The following is a 19,249-nucleotide window of genomic DNA, read 5'->3' as shown; positions in this document are numbered from 1 at the left end:
CATCACCGCTTAGAGGCCAAAACTTTCTCCACACCCGCAGGCATGTTGAGCTTTTGGATTGGTGAATTTAAATACCTGATTCAGACCTTCATGGACAAAATCCACTTCAGTACCGTCGATAAAAGGCATCGCGTCCAACGGAACATACAACCGCGCACCATCACGCTCATACACCAGGTCGCCTGCGTTGGGTTGATTAATCAGATCCAGAACATAACCAAAACCGGCACATCCCGATGGCTTAACGCCAAGTCGTATACCCTGTACCTCATGTCCCTGCCGCATCAGTTTCAGAATATGGGACGCCGCACTTTCCGTCAGGGTCAATCCTTGCCAAGTATTCTCCGCCAGTGAAAACATTTCTACTTTATCGTCCGCTTGCATTGGGATTACCTCATTCATCTCTGTTTCCCATTTCACGCCGTACTACCCTAATCATTAGTGATAATGATTATTGCTTCAACCACGTGATCTTTGGGGCTTTGATCCAGCTACAGTGTTATCCCGATTATGGGAAAGTCTTCTGCCAACATGACAAGCCATTGACTTCTGACACCATGATAAATAATTCATTGATTACTAATAAAAAATTATAAAAATCATGAATATGACTCACTTTAATAGTTCGAATTTCCATGTAAAAATCACAGTATTCATAGGCAATATCTATTTTATAAACAGGGAAAAATAATACCGGCCACCGATGATATTATGTCCGTGAAACATGATAAGAGGAGGAATAGAGAAAACAGACTCGGAAGAGATCACTCGAATGATCAGTTTTAACCCCTGGCAGCGAGCATATTGATGAACATGGATGAAAACGCCGTAATACCATGTTGGAGTTCGATATGGCTGAATTACTGTTAAATCGATCTAACAGCAGTATTGATCAGCCCAAACATTATCATCTGACTGGTATGAAAATGGTGAAATCAAGTCATAAATATGGCGATAACTGCCATCACTTGCGGGGATTGATAAAAATACATCATCGGTTGGTTAAAGAGACCGATGATGCTAGAAACACGATAATAATTACCTGGAGAGCGCCCATTCCGTAGGCATCCCGGTATTTTCGTGCGTTTACCTAAACTGTAATGGGCCAGGTGGAGGGCTTATTCGTCCGGTGTAAGCACCGCCGTGGTAAGGCGTGACGAACAACACAGTCGACCTACTGGGTCGAAGATATCTATCTGCCAGACCTGATGTCTTCTGCCCACGTGCAACGCACGGCAAACGCCGCGCACTTCTCCCTCACTAACCGCGCGCAGATGATTGGCGTTAATCTCAACGCCCACCACCTGTTGAACGCCTTCCGTGCATAGATAACCCGCTATCGATCCCAGTGATTCTGCCAGTGTTACTGACGCTCCACCATGCAACAGACCGAATGGCTGTTGGGTTCGGTTATCCACCGGCATAATGCCCTCCAGCGTATCATCCGTAATATGTGTCAGACGGATCCCCAGGTGTCCCAACATGCAACTCATACTTTGCTGGTTAAACTGCACCAGATCGATATCTCTTTTCCACAGCATCACACTAACTCCAACAATGCTTGTAAAGGATGCCGCAAACCGCTGCCCTCCATCCGTTTCACTTGACTGCGACAGGAGTATCCTGTGGTAAGACAACGCTGCTGAGGTAGTCGTTGCAAAGCCGGTTGCCATGACAAGCTATAAATTCCCTGAGAATTGACCAGATTTTTGCTCTCATGACCATAGGTTCCCGCCATGCCACAACACCCGACACTTACATTCTCCAACGTCGCGCCAAAGCGGGCGAAAATAGCCGACCATTGCTGTGAACTAACAGGCAACGCCGTTGTTTCCGTACAGTGACCAAACAGATACCAAGGATCACCGTTCAAGGGTTGGGGCGCTTTATCAGCCAGAACATCCGTTAACCATTCATGAACCAGCAACACCTGAAAATCACCGCGTTTATCTCCTAACACTTCCCGATATTCATCCCGGTAACATAGAACCAGCGCCGGATCGACACCAACCATAGGCAAATCCAGGCGGGCAACCCGATTAAGAAACTCTGCGGTTTTCGTGACTGTTTTAGCAAAACGCTGCAAGAACCCTTTGATATGCTGTGCTTTACCGTTCGGGGAAAACGGCAGCAAGACCGGCTTCAGATTCAGTTTTTCCACCAGACGGACAAAATCTGCCACTACCTGCGCATCGTAATAACTGGTGAAGGGATCCTGTACAATCAGCACATAGTCGGCTCGCATCTGCGGCGACATCTGTTCTAGTTGTTCCAGCGTGGTTGCCATTGCCTGGTGCCCGGCAAATACCTGATGCAATGAGGGCGACGAAAGCAGTGGTAAATCGACCATTCCGATATACTTACGGCTTAAGGCACTAAGCCACGGCTGTTTCAGGAAAAAATTAAATGTCTTGGGACTACGGGCCATTAATGGCGCATAACTTTCCACACCCGCAACCAGATAATCTCTGGCCGGACGCAGATAGCGAGTATGGTAAAGCTGTAGAAAACGTGCCCGAAAACTGGGAACGTCAATCTTGATCGGGCATTGGGTCGAGCAGGCCTTACAGGCCAGGCATCCCGACATCGCCTCTTTTACCTCATGGGAGAAATCATAATTTCCCTGACGGGCATACCAAGTGTTACGGGTTTTATGAATCAAGCTCCGCAGGCTCATCCGCTGCTGCGATAACTGCTGTTCCAGGGTCAAAGGGTCAACGCCCTGCTCAGTCAGCAGGCGCAACCATTCCCGTACCAACGAGGCCCGACCTTTCGGTGAGTGAATACGGTTACCGGTAATTTTCATTGATGGACACATTGGGCTACGGGCGTCGAAATTGAAACAAAGCCCATTGCCATTACATTCCATGGCCCCACGAAACGCACTACGCACCGCCAGTGGAATACGCCGGTCATAAGTCCCACGTTTAACCGCATCCACTTTCATCATCGGCGCGTCAACACCCAGGGGCGCACAGATTTTCCCGGGATTTAACCGGTTATCCGGATCAAATGCGGCTTTTATTCGGCGTAACTCATCATACAATTCCGGGCCAAAGAACGCCGGACTGTATTCGGCACGGAACCCTTTGCCATGTTCCCCCCACAACAAACCGCCATATTTTGCCGTCAGTTCGACAATCTGGTCAGAAAGCTGCTTCATCAGGATCTCCTGCTGCGGATCGCACATATCCAATGCGGGACGAACATGTAACACGCCAGCATCAACATGGCCAAACATGCCATAAGTCAGGTTATGGCTGTCCAGCAAAGCACGGAATTCCGCAATATAATCCGCCAGATGCTGCGGTGGAACACAGGTATCTTCCGCAAACGGAATTGGCTTTGCCAACCCTTTGCTATTCCCCAGCAGACCAACGGCTTTTTTACGCATCGCGTAAATACGTTCAATACCCACGAGATCGTGGCAGACCTGATAACCAATAATGCCCGCCTCACGGTGATGCAATAGTGTATCCAAACGCTGGCACAGCCCATTGACCTGAGTATCAATCAATGCTTCGTCATCACCAGCAAATTCCACAATATTCAGGCCAAGCATCTCCTGACCGGGGATATCGGCAATCAATTCACTGACCGAATGCCACACAATGTCTTCCCGTGCCAGATTCAACACTTTGGAATCGACCGTTTCCACCGACAACGCCTGCGCCTCTACCATAAAGGGCGCACTACGCAAGGCGGAATCGAAAGAGTCATATTTTACATTCACCAACCGCCGTATTTTGGGTAGACGGGTGATATCCAGTTTTGCCTCAGTGATAAACGCCAGTGTACCTTCGGCCCCAGTCAGAATACGGGTGAGGTCAAACGTTTGCATGTCATCGCTGAAAACATGACGCAAATCGTAACCCGTCAGGAATCTATTGAGCTTGGGGAATTTTTCTACGATAAATTGCCGTTGCTCGCGACAACGATGCAATACGGTATGATAAATCCGACCGAGCGGAGAATTTTCTCTCGCCAGTTGTTCGGCCAACGCTACCGGCATGGCCTGCGTATCGAGCATGTCGCCGCCAAGCAATATGGCCCGCAACCCAAGAACATGATCAGACGTTTTGCCGTAGGCCAACGACCCCTGTCCGGAGGCATCGGTATTAATCATGCCGCCCAGCGTAGCGCGATTGCTGGTGGAGAGTTCCGGTGCAAAGAAATAACCGAATGGTTTGAGATACTGATTTAGCTGATCTTTGATAACCCCAGCTTCTACGCGTACCCAACCTTGCTCAGGATTGATTTCCAGAATTCGGTTCATATAGCGGGACATGTCCACCACAACCCCCTGATTCAGCGCCTGACCATTGGTGCCAGTACCGCCGCCACGAGGTGTGAACGTTAATTCCAGGAAATGCGGGTCGCCAGCCAGCCGGGCTAACAACGCCACATCTGCCGTCGAACGGGGAAAAACCACCGCGTCCGGCAATAACTGGTAAATACTGTTATCTGTCGCCATCGTCAGGCGATCAGCATAGTCAGTGGCGATATCGCCCGTAAACCCGTTTTGCTTCAATGCTTCCAAAAAGTTAAGCACCGGTTGAACAAGTCCGGGTGCTTGGGTGATCTGTGGGATCATTATTTTTGACTCTGTCCGTGCGAGAGGTGTTTGCCAATACAATCATTGTCGGGCTGATGCGTTTACATCATGACCGAACTCAATTTGTTTTATCATATTTCACTGCGATATGCGCCAATGTATGCGCAAAAACTTATACTAGTGTTTAGCCATCGCTACTTGTAAATACGTGAACGTCCTGTCCAAACTGCGGGAAATCACGCATGATAAATTATTCTCATTTTTCATCGTTTTGCCGGCACGAGATAATATCAGGCATCGTACCGGCCTACAGAGGTAACATTCATTGATGAAACAGTCTCAGCCTCAACCTCAGCACTTTGATATCACCCGAATATTATTCAGCCTGCTGTTCATCGCTATTATGATTATTGCCTGTTTCTGGGTGGTGCAACCGTTCATTCTAGGGTTTGCCTGGGCCAGCATGGTGGTAATTGCGACCTGGCCACTGTTAATTCGCCTTCAACATATATTGTGGGGATACCGTCCCCTGGCCGTTATCGTGATGGCGCTGTTGTTGATTCTGCTGTTTGTCATCCCGACCTCCATTCTGGTGAGTAGCATAATTGATAATAGCGCGGCATTGATCAAATGGGCATCCAGTCAACAGAAGATGACACCGCCATCACTGCAATGGCTGGAATCCATCCCACTGATTGGCGATAAACTTTACAGCAGTTGGCAGACGCTGGTACACAGTGGTGGCAGTGCGTTAATGGCAAAGGTTCAGCCTTACATCGGCAGAACAGCCACCTGGATAGTAGAGCAAGCCGCGCACATTGGCCGTTTTCTGATGCACTGCGCCTTAATGGTCATATTCAGCGTCTTGCTCTATATCAAGGGCGATCAGGTAGCGTTAGGCGTGCGACGCTTTGCGATCCGTCTGGGTAAACAGCGCGGCGACACTGCGGTGATCCTTGCCGCGCAAGCCATTCGAGCCGTTGCTCTCGGCGTAGTAGTGACCGCAATCGTACAGTCTCTGCTTGGCGGTATAGGCCTCTCACTATCGGGCATTCCCTATACCACACTGTTAACTGTTCTGATGTTCCTGTGCTGTGTTGCGCAACTTGGACCGCTGTTGGTACTAATCCCGGCGATTATCTGGTTGTATTGGAGTGGTGATACCACCTGGGGCACGGTGCTGTTGGTCTGGAGCTGTATCGTCGGTACGCTGGATAATGTCATCCGTCCGCTATTGATTCGCATGGGGGCTGATTTACCAATGTTACTGATCTTATCGGGCGTTATCGGTGGTTTGCTGGCTTTTGGCATGATAGGCATATTCATCGGCCCGGTAGTATTGGCAGTTTCTTATCGTCTCCTGTCCGCATGGATGCAGGAAGTTCCTGAACCGCCGAGTTTAACGAGTGTTAAAAATACAGGCAAAAAATAGCAACATTTTGCCTACAAGAAATTAAATGCGCCTCATTTTATATTTCGGGGGTCACTCCCCCGATAATCTCACAAATGATAAATTAATCTAATCAATATAAGATTATTCCCAATGATTGTTCGTTTTTTAGATCCATTTATTTTCTTTTATGCTAAATATCTTGAACATACCTCGCAGGTACTAAAATAATTATTAAAAAAACATTAACCATTGGGATGATTCTTAATGACTCTACAGGTTGGAATTCATACTATAGTTACCGGCGCTATTGTTAACGTAATGTTTGCAAATAAGGTTTCTCCTAGTCAAAGTCAGTAACGAATTGCTGTGTGTAGTCTTTGCCCATCCCCTGAGATGGGCCTTTTTTTATCCATAAGAAGATGGCTTGTGAGCCATGTCAGCCGTTAAAAATCGAAGATTCAGCTAACCTATCAAAAGAAAACCGCCCGTAGCCGTATAGCTGACGAGCGGTTTTAGTTTCTATACGTGAACTGGACTAGAGAGTTTCAGCCAGGTTTAACCAGGTTTGCACCACCGTATCTGGGTTCAGAGACAAACTGTCGATACCTTGTTCCATTAACCAGGCAGCAAAATCTTCATGATCAGAAGGTCCCTGACCACAGATCCCTACGTATTTACCCTGTTTTTTTGCCGCTTTAATGGCCATCGACAACAAGGCTTTTACTGCGTCATTACGTTCATCAAATAACTCGGACACCACGCCAGAATCACGATCCAAGCCAAGAGCGAGCTGGGTCATGTCATTGGAACCAATAGAGAACCCATCAAAATACTGCAAGAACTCCTCCGCCAACAGTGCATTGGAGGGGATCTCACACATCATGATAATCTTCAACCCATCCTCACCACGGCGCAGACCCTGATGCGCCAAGCCCTCAACCACAGCCTTAGCCTGAGCGACAGTCCGGACAAACGGGATCATCACTTCAACGTTGGTTAACCCCATCAGATTGCGTACCCGTTTGACGGCTTCGCATTCCAGCGCAAAGCACGCTTTGAAATCGGGTGACACATAGCGCCCGGCACCACGGAAACCCAGCATTGGGTTTTCTTCTTCCGGCTCATAACGCTCGCCACCAAGCAGATTGGCATATTCATTAGATTTAAAGTCGGATAGACGCACGATGACACGTTTTGGCCAGAAAGCCGCCGCCAACGTAGCAATGCCCTCTTTCAAACGTTCGACATAGAACTCAACAGGATCATTATAACCCTGCATCAACGCTTTGATTTCACGCTGTAATTCAGGAGTCTGCTGGTCAAATTCCAGTAACGCGCGAGGATGAACACCGATCATGCGATTGATGATAAATTCCAGACGAGCCAGACCTACACCTTCATTCGGCAGGCAGGCAAAGTCAAAAGCCCGATCCGGGTTACCCACGTTCATCATGATTTTCAAGGGCAACGTGGGCATTTCATCCACTTGAGAACTTTTCACCGTGAAATCCAGTACATCCTTGTAAACATAGCCAGTATCACCTTCCGCACAAGACACCGTGACTTTTTGTCCATTATGCAAACGTTCGGTGGCGTCGCCACATCCCACCACGGCCGGAATACCCAACTCGCGAGCAATGATCGCCGCATGGCAGGTACGCCCACCACGATTGGTGACAATGGCAGCCGCTTTCTTCATGATCGGCTCCCAATCCGGGTCGGTCATATCCGTCACCAGGACATCACCGGCATTGATACGGTGCATTTCACTGATATCGTGGACAATCTTGACCTCGCCGGCACCAATACGGTGACCAATCGCTCGGCCTTCTACCAGAATGTCACCACCTTCTGGCATATTGTAACGCTCCATCACCTGCCCGTTTGAACGCACGGTCTCCGGACGAGCCTGAACGATATACAGCTTGCTGCTATGACCATCTTTCGCCCATTCGATATCCATCGGGCGTCCATAGTGTTTCTCAATCAGCAATGCCTGGTGCGCCAGTGACTGAACCTCTTCATCACTCAGGCAGAAACGTCCTGAGAGCTGTTCTGGCACATCTTCAATACGGACTTGTTTACCATGTTCCTGGCTGGAAGCGTAAACCATACGGATTTTTTTCGAGCCCATCGTGCGACGAACAATAGCGGGTTTACCCTTCAGCAAAGTGGGTTTATGAACGTAAAATTCATCAGGATTAACCGCTCCCTGCACCACCATCTCTCCCAGACCCCAGGCAGCGGTAATGAATACGACCTGGTCAAAACCGGATTCCGTATCAATGGTGAACATCACGCCGGATGCCGCCAGATCAGAGCGGACCATACGTTGAACACCCGCAGATAATGCCACACCACGATGGTCATATCCCTGGTGTACACGGTAAGAAATGGCACGATCGTTAAACAAGGAAGCGAATACATGTTTCACCGCCGTCATGACGGCATCAATTCCTTGCACATTAAGGAAAGTTTCCTGCTGACCGGCAAAAGAGGCATCTGGCATATCTTCTGCGGTTGCTGAAGAGCGCACGGCGAAGGACGCGTCGTCTTCTCCCTCAGACAGTTGCTGATAAGCCTCACCGATAGCCAGTTCCAACTCGGACTGAAATGGCGTATCAATAATCCACTGACGAATTTGTGCCCCGGCTTTCGCCAGTTGGCTAATGTCATCTACATCTGTGCCATCCAGCAATTCATAAATACGCTGGTTAATCCCACTTTGATTAAGAAAATCATTAAACGCCTGGGCGGTAGTCGCGAAACCATTGGGGACAGCAACGCCCAGTTCAGACAGGTTGGTAATCATTTCACCCAGAGAAGCATTTTTGCCTCCCACCCGCTCAACATCGTGCATACCAAGTTGGTTATACCAGAGGACATTACGCATATCAGGGCCGTTATTGGACATCGAAAATAATCCTTTCTGCATACAATTGGGGTATGGAAGAGTTCGCTGAGAATCGATATCAGCGCTTTTAGGGTAGCATAGCGTTTTAAAAATGCGGGAAAGGTGAATCGATCAACCTATGAAAAAAAACTGTACTGGCAGGTTTTCTTTGCTTAATTAGGAGAAAACCTGAATATTGTAAAAGAATAGCATTCTAATCATGAAGATAATAAAATGCCGTTTCAATAAAATCATGACGGAAAACTCAATTTACAGCACAGAAGATTTTTTAGTATCCAGACAAAAGCGTAAGGAGCGATTGTGGAAAGAAGTGTTTTTTATATATCAGATGGCACGGCAATCACTGCCGAAGCAATTGGTCATGCCGTGCTCTCACAATTTCCGATCAACGCGGTTAGCTATACCTTGCCTTTTGTTGAAAGCGAAACACGTGCCAGCGCAGTCTGTGAACAGATTAATGCCATCTATCATCAAAGCGGTATCCGTCCGCTGGTATTCTACTCCATAGTGACTCCCACGGTACGGGACATTATTGTCAACAGTGAAGGGTTTTGTCAGGACATTGTTCAGGCTCTGGTGGCACCACTGCAACAGGAGCTGAATATCGCTCCAATGCCGATCGCCAATCGGACTCACGGCCTGACAGCCAGTAATCTAAATAAATATGACGCCCGCATCGCGGCAATTGACTATACGTTGGCCCATGACGATGGCATCTCTTTACGTAATCTTGATCAGGCCCAAGTCATTTTGTTGGGTGTTTCGCGCTGCGGCAAAACGCCTACCAGCCTTTATTTGGCTATGCAGTTTGGAATCCGTGCCGCCAATTATCCATTCATTGATGACGATATGGACAACCTGCGCCTGCCGGAGGCCTTAAAACCCTATCAGCAAAAGCTGTTTGGCCTGACTATTGATGCCGAGAGACTGTCTGCTATTCGCGAAGAGCGACGAGGTAACAGCCGCTATGCCTCGTTACGGCAATGCCGGATAGAACTGAGTGAAGTGGAAGCATTGTTCCGCCAGCACCAGATCAAATACATCAATACCACTAATTATTCGGTGGAAGAAATTTCCGCCAAGATCATTGATATTTTAGGTATGAGTCGCCGCATGTACTAGTACATGGTATAGTGTGCGAGAATCGCGGTTTACTTGATTTGAAAGCAATAAGTGAAACAAACCGGATGGACTGACCTTTAAAAAATTTCAGAGATTCTACATGCAACAAACAGATGAGCTGCGTAGTGCGCGCATCACTAGTCTGGTTACACCTGATACATTGATAACCAAGCTACCGGTAACGCCTGCGGTGACAGAAATAGTGACTACGTCACGCTTAAAAATAGAAAATATCCTTACTGGTCAGGATCGCCGATTACTGGTCGTCATCGGTCCCTGCTCTATTCATCATCCTGAAAGTGCCCTTGATTACGCCCAACGCTTGGCTGAACTACGCGATCGTTATCAAGACCGACTGGAAATCGTCATGCGCACTTACTTTGAAAAACCGCGCACCGTGGTGGGCTGGAAAGGATTAATTTCCGATCCGGATCTCAATGGCACCTTTAGGGTCAATGAAGGGTTGGCGCTGGCCCGTCAGCTTTTACTGAACATCAATGCGCTAGGTCTACCTACTGCGACCGAATTTCTGGACATTGTCACCGGCCAGTACATTGCCGACCTGATCAGTTGGGGTGCCATCGGTGCCCGTACCACCGAGAGTCAGATCCATCGTGAAATGGCGTCGGCGCTGTCCTGTCCCGTAGGGTTCAAAAACGGCACTGACGGTAACACGCGCATCGCGATTGATGCTATCCGTGCGGCCCGCGCATCACATATGTTTTTATCCCCGGACAAACAGGGAAAGATGACCGTCTATCAAACTACTGGCAACCCTTTTGGACACATCATCATGCGTGGAGGCAAAACCCCCAACTACCATGCCAAAGACATCGCCATCACCTGTGCTGATTTATGTGAATATTCCCTGCCAGAATATCTGGTTGTCGATTTCAGTCATGGTAACTGTCAGAAACAATATCACCGCCAGTTGGATGTTGCCCAGGATATCTGCCAACAAATCCGCCAAGGCTCACAGGCCATTACCGGCGTAATGATAGAAAGCTTTTTGGTTGAAGGTAATCAGCCCTCACGTAATCCGAAAACACTGACTTACGGTCAATCGATTACTGATCCTTGTCTCGGCTGGAAAGACAGTGAACTGATATTATCGCAATTAGCCGAGGCGGTGGACGTCCGCTTTTGAGTTGTCTGCCTTCGCAGTCTGAACCGTTTACGCTGGCTCACTAACGAAAACCTCCGCCCAGGCGGAGGTTGTTCCTTTTTCAATTGATAAGGTGTGCTAGGCAGTCACTACCTTATCCTCCATGGCCTGTCGCCAACCTCCCAACCAGTGAGACCGGGCATTGATCGATTGATAAGGGCATAACTCCCTTGGTCGACCAGAAATACCTGCTTGATACCCTCGTGAATGAGCCCTTTCCAGGCGATCTCGTTTCTGTCTCTTCATGCCTTATCTCCCTCACTTTCATATCTGGTGGAAAGAAAACAGTGATTACTTTTCAGTCAATCACACGTTATGAATAGCGAGTATTTCATGGAAGATCAAGGCGCAAAATTCACGCCAATGTCATATTTGTGAACTATATTGAAAGTTTTCGACTAGCGGCAGCCATAAATCATGGCTAACGAATTGAGGTCAAAACAAAACCTCTGAACGTATTTTTTTTAGATTAAAAATAACGTTCAAAGGTATTAGATATGCTTTAGGGGAATGAAGCCATCTGCTGAACAATAGAGTGACCAACCTGTAGCCAGCCTTGGGACAAGGCTTTGACCAGAGCGTCGTATCCATCTGCCGTTTGTGGTATCTCTATATGAAACGGATGAGTGGCCACTTTATCCTGATAGCGGAGAATCCATTCTCCGTTAATCACCGCTTTACCATCGTAACGCCCTTGAAACGCAGTGACGTTTACATCAAGCATTGCCGGATTGCCTCCTATGTCCTGGGAGGTGATTCGCCATCCCGGCAGTCCGTCATGTAAAGTAACCATCAGCGCCTGCCGCAATTGCTGATCGAGTGGACTGGCCCACAGGTTATTGCTGGCAATGGTATAACGCACATCTGATGTCTGAAACACAATCCCCGAATTGGACAGGTAATCAGCCAGATTGACAGTCCTGATTTCTAAATAATGACCAGATGCCGGAGTAATAGAGACCGCTGAATCCTTCACGTCAACCGGAATCTGGTAATACACTTTCTGTGGGGCGCTGCTACAAGCACTCAGCAATAGTATCAGCGCCAGTGACCATCCTTTCATCATGGTTTAGCCTTCTTCGGTTGAGGATCCTTGGCACCCGGGGCGTCAAACACCAGAGCATTACTCTTTTCATTCAAAGTGCGTAATAGTGGCTGCAACTCCCGTATCACCTGATCAAAATGCTGCATATTTGCCACCATTTTATTGTAAGCCGGAGAGCCCTGCTGAAAGCCCTGCAGACTTCGATTCAACTCACGAAGCGTGTGTTGCATATCCTGCGGTAAACTCTGCATGGCTTCACTACCAGTAATCCGATTCAGAGTTACCAGTGTTTTTTGCATTTCTCGCAGGGTTGACTGACCCTCTGCTAATGTTTTGGTTGCCTGTTCTACCATCGGGGTCAATGGCAGATTATTAACCTTATCTAATATTGATATCAGTTTCTGCTGTATCTCCGATAAGCCGCTATTAACCGTAGGGAAAACCGGGTAGCCATCCACTGTCGATGGCTTACTACGCTGACCTTTCTGTTTTGGATAGAAATCCATATCGATATACAATGCACCGGTCAGGATATTCGCCGTTTTTAACGAGGCCCTCAATCCCTTTGACCAGGCGTTGTGCAGTTCCTGGTTCAGGTTCAATCTCTCCCGAATATTTTTATCCAGACGATCCTGCTCAATACGAATCAACACCGGAATACGGTAGTCACTATCAATACGTTGCAGCATCTCTTTCGGAAAGTACGGTACCTGTGTCACTGTGCCCATCCGTATGCCCCGGAATTCCACCGGTGCCCCCGGTTGTAACCCGCGAATCGATTCATCAAAAAACATCAGATATTCTTTGTATTCGGTATAAAGAGAATCCTGAATGCTGTTCTGATTATCAAATAATTTATATTCAGCACGATCACGAGCGACCTTCCCTGGCTCCCAGCCAGCAGGCACATCAAAACTGACACCGCCGCTGATCAGTGTGCTCAGGGAACCCATCTCCACGCGCATCCCTTGCGCGGAAAGATTCAATGACACGCCACTGTCTTTCCAAAAACGAACATTGCTTGTCACCAGGCTATTGTATGGGGCGGAGATAAACAGCTGGTAGTGCATCATTCTAGCCTTGGGATCGAACTGGCTGGCTTCTACCGATCCCACACGATAACCACGGAATAACACCGGATCACCTGGGTTCAGTTGCCCAGACTGTTCGCTATTGAGGATGATACGAATCCCTTTTGAATTCGGTGGCGCCAATGGCGGCGTATCCAACAGCTTGAATGACTTGCTTTCATCTTCACTGGATCCCGGTTGTAACTGTATGAATGCCCCAGACAACAACGTCCCTAATCCCGAAACACCTTCCCGGCCTATCTGGGGTTTGACTACCCAAAAAACAGAATCGCGGCTCAGTAACTTGCTCATTCCATGGTTCAAACGCGCCTTGATTTCCACCTGGTGCAGGTCTTTACTCAATACAACACTTTCCACTATCCCCACATTGACATTGAGGCTTTTAATCGTTGTTTTACCCGCTTCAATACCTTCTGCATTACTGGTGATAAGCGTAATTTCCGGCCCCTGATGGCTGAAATGATAAAACAGAATCCAGGCACCAATTAACACCGTGACGATTGGGACAATCCATACTGGCGACCAGCGTTTAATCGTTTCAATCTCCGCTACGCTGTGATTACTTTTCGTCAACGGGAAGCTCCTCTAACTCATAGTTATGTCGGTCCCATAACAGACGGGGATCAAACGTCATTGCGGCAATCATTGTCAGGATCACCACCAAGGCGAAAAGTACGGCCCCGATCTCCGGGTAAACATTCATCAACCTGCCGATACGGACCATTGTCGATAACACTGCAATAACAAAAATATCAATCATTGACCAACGGCCAACAAATTCAACAATTTCATACACTAGATGCACTCGCTCACTATCATGATGGCCGTTCTCTTGAGCATTCCAACACAGCCAGCACATCGCCAGCATCTTCAGCGTTGGCACCATGATACTGGCAACAAAAATCACCAATGCCACGGGATACGATCCCATATCCCACAGCAGGGCAACTCCCGACATAATGGTGGATGTTGTGCGATTACCCAACGATTCCGTCACCATAATCGGCATGATATTAGCCGGAATATAAAGCAGCGCCGACGTGATCAGCAACGCTAGCGTCCATTGCAGGCTATGTCTACGCCGAGCATGTCCATGCGTGTGACAACGTGGACAAATCTGTTGACCGGCTGACAGAATCGCCGTGCAGCAAGAACACGAGCGGACCCCTTGCAGCAAACCACTACGACCCACCTGTAAGTCGACAGGCAGACTTGGTGGAGCCGCTACATCATCCCACAACCAGCGGCGATCCAGATTCTGAAACGCCAGTAATTGCAGCAGACAAAATAAGACGTAAGGAATAAAACTGGCACCAATACCGATATCGCCATAAGCCATCAGCTTGACAAAACTGACCAGTACGCCGGCCAGAAAAATTTCTGCCATTCCCCAGCTTTTCAATCGAAACAGAATTTTGGTTATGTTTCGCTTCAGGTCATAAGGCAAAGGCGCACGTATGCACAGTAAGACAATGGCCACCATGCAAAATGCCGGAACCAGTTGAACAAAACACATAAACAAGGTTGCGACACTGGCATAATCGTCATCCACCATCACTTGGGGAATTTCCAACAAGGTAATTTCGTTGGTAATACCAGCTATCTGCATTGAGACAAAGGGAAACAAGGTAGACAACACCAACATCATCACTGCACTGAAAGCATAGCTGGCAGGACGCCGGCGCGGCTCGGAACAACGACTGATTAATACCGTTTTGCAGCGGGGACACACCGCACGCTGACCGTCGTGTACCAGCGGGAGATCAACTAACAGATCACAATGTGGGCATAGCATGTGACGATCACTATCGTGAACCTGGGTACACATTAACAGCCTCCTTCGGATAGACCTGACACAGAGGCGACGTCAGGCCATCTGCTGCTAAAGATTAGCCGTTCTTTTGCGCTTCAAGTGATTCCCAGCGTTCAAAGCAGGTTTCAAGGCTCTGCTCTGCCTTCGCCAGCGCTTGCAGAACCTGCTGGGTTTCGTCATACGAACGACTGAAGAAGCCAGAATCACTCATTTGTCGCTGTAATGAACTGATTTCCTGCTCAAGTTCCTCAATCTGCTGCGGCAACAGCGCTAACTCGCGCTGTTGGTTATAACTCAATTTACCAGAATACCGTTTGGCGGGTTGTGCGGCGCTAGTTGGCGCGTCACTTACCGAGGCAGCGGCAGCAGGCACAATAGCCGGGTTACGTAGCGGTGTAGTTTCAGCACGCTGCTGTTGTGCATCATAGTAACCACCGACATAACGACCTATAACGCCGTTACCTTCAAAGATCCAGCATTCGGTCACCGAATTATCCACAAACTGTCGATCATGGCTAACCAGCAAGACTGTACCCTGATAGCCTTCAATCAGCTCTTCCAACAATTCCAGCGTTTCCACATCCAGATCGTTGGTCGGTTCATCTAGAATCAACAGGTTGCTGGGTTTTAAAAACAGGCGGGCTAACAGCAGTCGGTTGCGTTCTCCGCCAGATAACGCTTTCACTGGAGTCATAGCACGTTTAGGATGGAACAGGAAGTCCTGCAAATAGCCTAATACGTGACGTGAGCGGCCATTAACCATCACTTCCTGCTTACCTTCCGCCAGATTGTCCATTACCGTACGTTCCGGGTCTAATTCCGCACGATGCTGGTCGAAATAGGCGACTTCCAGCTTGGTACCGCAATGAATTCGTCCGCGAGTGGCCTGTAACTGGCCCAGCATCAGTTTCAACAGCGTAGTTTTGCCACAGCCGTTTGGCCCCACCAACGCGATCTTATCACCACGCTGTACCTGCGCCGAAAAATCGGTTACCAGTACCTTCCCGTCTACCTGATAGTGCACATTTTCCAGCTCAATCACAATTTTGCCGGAACGGGCCGCCTCTTCAACCTGCATTTTAGCAGAGCCCATCACTTCACGACGCCCGGCCCGCTCTTGACGCATCGTTTTCAATGCTCTAACCCGACCTTCATTACGAGTACGCCGCGCTTTGATGCCTTGACGAATCCAGACTTCTTCCTGAGCTAACTTACGGTCAAACTCCGCATTCTGCAGATCTTCAACCCGCAACGCTTCTTCTTTGCCCAGCAGATACTTATCATAGTCTCCTGGCCAGGACACCAGCTTGCCGCGATCCAGGTCAACAATCCGGGTCGCCATGTTGCGAATAAAAGATCGGTCATGTGAAATGAACACGATGCTGCCCTGAAATGTCTTGAGGAAACTTTCCAACCAGTCAATGGTTTCAATATCCAAATGGTTAGTGGGTTCATCCAATAACAGCACTTTCGGTGAGCTAACCAATGCCCGTCCTAATGCGGCTTTACGCAGCCAGCCGCCGGATAGTGCCGACAACGGCATATCTGCCGACAGCCCCAGTTGCTCCAAAATTTCGTTGATGCGATCTTCCAGCTGCCACAACCCTTGATGTTCCAGTACATCCTGAATTTTCGCCAACTGGTTGAGATTCTTTTCACTGGGATCGGTACTGATCAATCGTAAAACGGTGTGATACTCTTTCAGGTATCCGGCCTGCTCTGCGACGCCTTCCGCCACGAAATCAAACACAGTACCCTCCACATCGCGCGGTGGGTCTTGTTGTAGACGCGCCACAATCACATCCTGCTCATACACCAGACGGCCATCATCCAGCGGAACTTCCTTGGCTAAAATCTTCAACAGTGTCGATTTACCGGCACCATTACGCCCGACCAGGCAAACACGCTCATTTTCTTCAATATGAAGTTCGGTGTTATCCAACAACGGGGCATCACTGAACGACAGCCATGCGCCCGATAAACTGATTAATGACATTGTGGTTACTTTTCCTCTCCGGCATGTTGTAGCAGCCAGCAGTTGTGAATCTGACGATTACGAGCAAAATCCTGTGATAACGTGCGATCAGTAATCTCTTTTGCGACCAATCCCGCGGCGGCCAGCCCCGCCACATCCATCTGAAAACCACGCTTATTGTTAGAAAACATGATCGTGCCACCACGGCGCAGCAGACGTTTCAAATCCCGCATCAGCACCAGGTGGTCACGTTGTACGTCAAATGTATCTTCCATACGTTTAGAATTAGAGAATGTAGGTGGATCAATAAATATCACGTCAAACTGTTCGTGGCTTTGGTGCAGCCATGTCAGACAATCTGCGTGTACCAAACGGTGCTGACGTCCGGTCAAGCCATTGGCACGCAGATTCTTCTCTGCCCATTCCAGATAGGTTCGAGACATATCCACCGTAGTGGTGGTGCGTGCGCCACCCAGCCCGGCATGCACGCTGGCACTGCCGGTATAGGCAAACAGATTTAAAAAATCCTTGTCTTTGCTCATCTCACCCAGCATCTTGCGGGCGATACGATGATCGAGAAACAGGCCGGTATCCAGATAATCCGTCAGGTTCACCCACAGCTTGGCGTTGTACTCCTGTACCAGCAAGAATTCTCCTTTCTGCGCCAGTTTGCCATACTGGTTTTTACCTTTTTGGCGCTCACGGGTTTTCAGCACCAACTGATTGGCAGGCACATCCAGCACACTCAGGGTCGCATTTATCACATCAAAAAGACGTTGACGGGCTTTTTGTGCATCAATGCTTTTGGGTGGTGCATATTCCTGTACGACTACCCAACTGCCATAGCGATCCACCGCCACATTGTACTCCGGCAGATCGGCATCATAAATGCGATAACATTCGATACCTTGCTGTTTTACCCACTTATCCAGTTTGCGCAGATTTTTTTTCAGCCGGTTGGCAAAATCCTCCGCCATCGTCGCAACAGAAACGCCTGAACTTTCGGCCAACTGATAGTTTTTCTGCACACAATCCAGCGGACCGTTTTTAGCCTTAAACTGGCGGTCGGCCCGCAGTTGCAGACAGCTCAATAACTCCGGCGATGCACTGAATAAGGAAAGCTGCCAACCACCAAATTCACTTTTCATCTTACGGCCCAGCATATTATGCAGGGCAATCAGTGCCGGTTCACTGTCTAAACGTTCACCGTATGGCGGATTACTGAGCACTACACCTTTCGGCCCCTGCGGCAACGGATTTTGTAACTGTGCCGCGTCTTTCACCTCAAAAGTGATCAATTCGCTGACGCCAGCCCGCCGAGCATTCGCTCGCGCTATCTCAATCACCCGGCGATCACTATCCGAGCCAAAAAACCGGGAAGTAGTGGCTTGTAGCCCTTGCCGGGCACGATTTTGTGCGGCCGTCGTCACATCCTTCCACAATAAGGCATCGTGTTTCTGCCAGGCCAAAAAGCCCCAGTGTTGACGGTGCAAACCCGGTGCACGATCCGCCGCCATCATGGCAGCCTCAATCAACAAAGTGCCGGATCCGCACAGAGGATCCACCATCGGCATACCCTGTTCCCAACCGGAACGCAGCACAATTGCCGCCGCCAGATTTTCTTTCAGCGGAGCCTGCCCGGCCATTTCACGATAGCCGCGCATATGCAGACCATCACCGCTTAAATCCAAAGCCACGTTAGCCGTTTCACGCTGCAGAAAGACGTTAATACGAATATCCGGTTGCTGCCTGGCCACATCCGGACGTAGCCCACTCTTACGAGTAAAACTATCAACGATGGCGTCTTTGACTTTTAACGCACCGTATTGGCTATTACGAATCTCATCATTAGTGCCGGTAAAATGCACTGCAAAGGTTTTATCGACACTGAAAATGGATGACCAGTCCACCGCCTGAACGCCCAAATAGAGATCAAGATCGCTGTAAACCTTAAATTCATTCAGCGGCAGCAGAATGCGCGATGCCAGACGGCTCCACATCAAGCTTTGGTAAAGCAGGTGATCGTCACCTTGAAAATGCACTCCTCCTTGCACCACACTACAGGCCTGGGCGCCCAGCGCCTCAAGTTCGCTTTTTAACAATTCTTCCAGCCCACGCGCAGTGCTGGCAAACAGAGAGTTCATATCGACGCTATCACTTTAAAGAAAATTGAGGC

Annotated in this window: 13 protein-coding genes and 1 other RNA gene; 4 read left to right on the top strand and 10 right to left on the bottom strand. The window is 48.7% G+C overall.

Annotated features, from left to right (window positions below):
- Positions 1–9: 9 nt before the first annotated feature.
- The 3 genes from sufA to ydiJ all read right to left on the bottom strand — a co-directional run bounded on the left by sufA (position 10) and on the right by ydiJ (position 4,594).
- Entirely contained in the window at positions 10–384 is a 375-nt protein-coding gene (gene sufA / locus RS889_RS09705; RefSeq protein WP_021016314.1) for a Fe-S cluster assembly scaffold SufA, read from the bottom strand.
- A 734-nt stretch (positions 385–1,118) separates the two neighbouring features.
- Positions 1,119–1,541 (bottom strand): hotdog fold thioesterase, encoded by a 423-nt coding sequence (locus RS889_RS09700; RefSeq protein WP_315710475.1) that lies wholly within the window; start codon positions 1,539–1,541, stop codon positions 1,119–1,121.
- Positions 1,541–4,594, bottom strand: coding sequence for a D-2-hydroxyglutarate dehydrogenase YdiJ (gene ydiJ, locus RS889_RS09695; protein ID WP_315710474.1), 3,054 nt, complete (start codon positions 4,592–4,594; stop codon positions 1,541–1,543). Before ydiJ ends, RS889_RS09700 begins: the two co-directional genes overlap by 1 nt.
- 289 nt (positions 4,595–4,883) lie before the next feature.
- Between ydiJ and ydiK the strand changes: the two genes are divergently transcribed.
- Complete coding sequence (ydiK, locus tag RS889_RS09690) at positions 4,884–5,987, top strand: AI-2E family transporter YdiK (RefSeq protein WP_315710472.1); 1,104 nt, start codon at positions 4,884–4,886, stop codon at positions 5,985–5,987.
- Between the two features lie 265 nt (positions 5,988–6,252).
- Positions 6,253–6,357: antisense sRNA RprA (gene rprA / locus RS889_RS09685), an RNA gene on the top strand.
- A 126-nt stretch (positions 6,358–6,483) separates the two neighbouring features.
- On the opposite strand, the gene ppsA is transcribed toward rprA, so the two are convergent.
- Positions 6,484–8,862, bottom strand: coding sequence for a phosphoenolpyruvate synthase (gene ppsA / locus RS889_RS09680; protein ID WP_315710470.1), 2,379 nt, complete (start codon positions 8,860–8,862; stop codon positions 6,484–6,486).
- A gap of 300 nt (positions 8,863–9,162) precedes the next feature.
- Between ppsA and ppsR the strand changes: the two genes are divergently transcribed.
- Positions 9,163–9,984, top strand: coding sequence for a posphoenolpyruvate synthetase regulatory kinase/phosphorylase PpsR (ppsR, locus tag RS889_RS09675; RefSeq protein ID WP_021016321.1), 822 nt, complete (start codon positions 9,163–9,165; stop codon positions 9,982–9,984).
- A gap of 100 nt (positions 9,985–10,084) precedes the next feature.
- Complete coding sequence (locus tag RS889_RS09670) at positions 10,085–11,131, top strand: 3-deoxy-7-phosphoheptulonate synthase (protein ID WP_315710467.1); 1,047 nt, start codon at positions 10,085–10,087, stop codon at positions 11,129–11,131.
- Positions 11,132–11,227: 96 nt separating this feature from the next.
- Here RS889_RS09670 and rmf read toward each other — a convergent pair whose 3' ends face one another.
- From rmf to rlmKL, 6 genes are all read right to left on the bottom strand, one after another.
- Positions 11,228–11,395 carry a ribosome modulation factor gene (gene rmf / locus RS889_RS09665; protein WP_021016323.1) on the bottom strand — a complete coding sequence of 56 codons (168 nt, stop codon included), beginning with the start codon at positions 11,393–11,395 and terminating at the stop codon, positions 11,228–11,230.
- Between the two features lie 256 nt (positions 11,396–11,651).
- A complete protein-coding gene (pqiC, locus tag RS889_RS09660; protein ID WP_315710465.1) occupies positions 11,652–12,215 on the bottom strand; it encodes a membrane integrity-associated transporter subunit PqiC in 564 nt (187 codons plus the stop codon).
- On the bottom strand, positions 12,212–13,858 hold the full coding sequence (gene pqiB / locus RS889_RS09655) for an intermembrane transport protein PqiB (protein ID WP_315710464.1): 1,647 nt from the start codon (positions 13,856–13,858) through the stop codon (positions 12,212–12,214). The genes pqiC and pqiB overlap by 4 nt, the downstream gene beginning before the upstream one ends.
- Complete coding sequence (gene pqiA / locus RS889_RS09650) at positions 13,845–15,080, bottom strand: membrane integrity-associated transporter subunit PqiA (protein WP_315710968.1); 1,236 nt, start codon at positions 15,078–15,080, stop codon at positions 13,845–13,847. Before pqiA ends, pqiB begins: the two co-directional genes overlap by 14 nt.
- A gap of 94 nt (positions 15,081–15,174) precedes the next feature.
- Entirely contained in the window at positions 15,175–17,094 is a 1,920-nt protein-coding gene (locus tag RS889_RS09645) for an ABC transporter ATP-binding protein (protein ID WP_315710463.1), read from the bottom strand.
- A 5-nt stretch (positions 17,095–17,099) separates the two neighbouring features.
- Positions 17,100–19,217: a bifunctional 23S rRNA (guanine(2069)-N(7))-methyltransferase RlmK/23S rRNA (guanine(2445)-N(2))-methyltransferase RlmL gene (rlmKL, locus tag RS889_RS09640; RefSeq protein WP_315710462.1), complete on the bottom strand. Its 2,118-nt coding sequence runs from the start codon at positions 19,215–19,217 to the stop codon at positions 17,100–17,102.
- Positions 19,218–19,249 lie beyond the last annotated feature (32 nt).

The sequence above is a fragment of the Brenneria uluponensis genome, from assembly GCF_032395385.1.
Taxonomy (GTDB): Bacteria; Pseudomonadota; Gammaproteobacteria; order Enterobacterales; family Enterobacteriaceae; genus Prodigiosinella; species Prodigiosinella aquatilis.
Note: the sequence above shows the minus strand (reverse complement) of the source record. Positions and strands in the feature narration are given on the sequence as shown.

What these genes read in the sequence shown, in the direction of transcription:
- rmf (WP_021016323.1), bottom strand. Translation starts at nt 11,395, where the DNA reads ATGAAGAGACAGAAACGAGATCGCCTGGAAAGGGCTCATTCACGAGGG.
- RS889_RS09645 (WP_315710463.1), bottom strand. Translation starts at nt 17,094, where the DNA reads ATGTCATTAATCAGTTTATCGGGCGCATGGCTGTCGTTCAGTGATGCC.
- RS889_RS09700 (WP_315710475.1), bottom strand. Translation starts at nt 1,541, where the DNA reads ATGCTGTGGAAAAGAGATATCGATCTGGTGCAGTTTAACCAGCAAAGT.
- ydiK (WP_315710472.1), top strand. Translation starts at nt 4,884, where the DNA reads ATGAAACAGTCTCAGCCTCAACCTCAGCACTTTGATATCACCCGAATA.
- sufA (WP_021016314.1), bottom strand. Translation starts at nt 384, where the DNA reads ATGCAAGCGGACGATAAAGTAGAAATGTTTTCACTGGCGGAGAATACT.
- ppsA (WP_315710470.1), bottom strand. Translation starts at nt 8,862, where the DNA reads ATGTCCAATAACGGCCCTGATATGCGTAATGTCCTCTGGTATAACCAA.
- pqiC (WP_315710465.1), bottom strand. Translation starts at nt 12,215, where the DNA reads ATGATGAAAGGATGGTCACTGGCGCTGATACTATTGCTGAGTGCTTGT.
- rlmKL (WP_315710462.1), bottom strand. Translation starts at nt 19,217, where the DNA reads ATGAACTCTCTGTTTGCCAGCACTGCGCGTGGGCTGGAAGAATTGTTA.
- pqiA (WP_315710968.1), bottom strand. Translation starts at nt 15,080, where the DNA reads ATGCTATGCCCACATTGTGATCTGTTAGTTGATCTCCCGCTGGTACAC.
- ydiJ (WP_315710474.1), bottom strand. Translation starts at nt 4,594, where the DNA reads ATGATCCCACAGATCACCCAAGCACCCGGACTTGTTCAACCGGTGCTT.
- RS889_RS09670 (WP_315710467.1), top strand. Translation starts at nt 10,085, where the DNA reads ATGCAACAAACAGATGAGCTGCGTAGTGCGCGCATCACTAGTCTGGTT.